Origin of the sequence: uncultured Agitococcus sp. (assembly GCF_937920075.1) — a bacterium.
Classification (GTDB): Bacteria; Pseudomonadota; Gammaproteobacteria; order Pseudomonadales; family Moraxellaceae; genus Agitococcus.
Genome location: NZ_CALETI010000019.1, coordinates 1 through 2,193, shown reverse-complemented (window position 1 = coordinate 2,193; position 2,193 = coordinate 1). Strand labels below are relative to the sequence as shown.

Genomic DNA, 2,193 nt, shown 5'->3' with positions numbered 1-2,193 from the left:
AAAACTGGATTCGTGTTGTTCCTCCTTTTGGTGTCGACCAAGTGGTTGCTTTTGCTTTACCGCAAAAACCACGCCATTGGGATGAGTTACCCAATATGGTTAGCTTATTACCTAATACGCCTCAACTTGTTGCACTTGATGAATTGTTAACCAGTCAAAAAGATATAGCATGGCAACAACTTGAATTACGCTCTTTTCCATCTGCTCCGTAAAAGGTTATTTTTATGCATAAAATCAGTCTTTTTCTATTAGCGTTATTAACTAATATCAGTTATGCAGATGATTGTGCCAAAGCCAATGAACTCATCCAGCAAACGCCACAAAACTCTACTGCTATACTGAACAATTATGAGCAAGCTCTAAAGCTGTGTACGGGTCAAACAGGTTTATATTATGCTTATGGTGTTACATTGATGCAGGCTGAGCAATATCAAGCCGCATATGATGCCTTTAAACAAGCTTTATCGTTATTAAATCAAAATAGCCAAGCTCCTGATTTTGCCAAGAAACGCTTCAGTATTCTCTTACGTCAAAGCGAAAGCCAACTGGCACAATACAACAAAGATGCTAACTATAATCGTGGTGCAGTTATTTTGAGTTTATCTAGTGTTTATGCTGAAGCAAAAGCCTCTGAATTTATAATTCCCAAGGAGTTTATTGCATTACAAGAACGCTTTCAGGAACAAGTCAATAACGAACCTTTATCAGGCCAAGAGCTGAAATTAGCCTTACGTAGTGCACGTGACTTAGCTGTTGAAGCACCGTTGGCCATCGAATATCGCATTCCTTTTGATTTTAATAGTGATAAACCCAGTGTCGAAGGCATGAAATTGCTCAGTAAAATTGGCAATAGTTTAACGGATATTAGTGTGAATAAAATTCTGATTGTTGGTCACACTGATAGTAAAGGGGATGCAGCCTATAACTTAAAGCTTTCCGACCGCCGAGCGAACTCTGTCAAACAACTTCTTATTAAACAACAACCCCAGCTAAAAAATGCTTTAGAAGCCAAAGGTGTTGGTGAAAACGAGCCGCGTTACTCAACTTTATCACCAGAACAAGATGCGTTAAATCGACGTGTCGAATTTATTCTTAATCCCTAATAGGATGCATATTATGTTAGTGCACGGTCGTTTATGGCTACAAAGTTTATGTGGTGCTACGTTGCTGTTATGGCAAAATTTGGGCGTCAGCCAGCCTAATCTGGGCTTATTTGATGTTTATCAACAAAACCGTGAACAAGCCGTCGCTAACCTAATTACACCAGACTTATTAATGGTCAGTTATAGTTTGATTCGTCAACGTACTGTGCTTGAACAAGAACGTGAGTTGTTAATTCCTCATTTTCAAAGCTTCACCGAACAGCTTTATCAACAATTAAGTAAAACTAAACTCAAAACTAATGCACAAAAAAAAGCCTATGCTTATGTGGCTGTTATTTATAGTCTGTTAACTAATCAATCACCTAAGCCGATTAAAGGCTTAGAAATAATCAATAATGAATGGGATTTAGTTCAACAGAAAAGTGGGATAAATGACTCTGCTATTTTAAATATCAAAATAGATTATTCCCAACTTCAAGCACGGGGCCGTTATAGCCAACAAGAAGAGTTAACTCGTTATTTTCAAGCCTTTAAATATGCAAGTATGGCTCACTTTTTTACCAATAGTAGTGCGGCAACAGGTATTAGTGCAGAACAAGCTCAAGAGCTAACCAATATCGCTCAATACTTGACTGAAACAATCGCTAAAAATACGTCTATTAAAACGGCTTATGATCAATTTTATCAGGCCATGACATGGCAATATGGCACTTATAGTGAACTTAACTATCAAGATTTCTTAAAAATTCAACAAGCAAACCCTACAGCTTGGACAGAACCACAACAGCTAAATACTGCTATTAATCTTTATCGATCACAACAACAGCCAATCACCATTTATGATTACCCCGTTGATCCCTCTAAGCTGAATAACCAAGAAAATATGACTCAGGTATTAACTGGTTGGCGCTTATTTTCCCCCACTCAAAATAATGATGTTGCTGCATATCAACAACTACTTTATCCACACACAGGAGTTTTTACAGCACCATGTGGACAATTACACTGTGTTCAACCATGGACATTAGCAACCGTGAATGAGATCGGAAGAGCGTCGTGTAGGGAAAGAGTGTCTTCGCCTGTGTAGATC

Annotated in this window: 2 protein-coding genes; both read left to right on the top strand. The window is 38.1% G+C overall.

Going from position 1 to position 2,193, the window contains the following annotated elements; all coding sequences use genetic code 11:
- Window positions 1-212: hypothetical protein (locus Q0212_RS00525; protein ID WP_297920670.1), on the top strand; the 212-nt coding region annotated here is incomplete at its 5' end.
- A gap of 12 nt (window positions 213-224) precedes the next feature.
- Window positions 225-1,103: an OmpA family protein gene (locus tag Q0212_RS00520; RefSeq protein WP_297920668.1), complete on the top strand. Its 879-nt coding sequence runs from the start codon at window positions 225-227 to the stop codon at window positions 1,101-1,103.
- Window positions 1,104-2,193 lie beyond the last annotated feature (1,090 nt).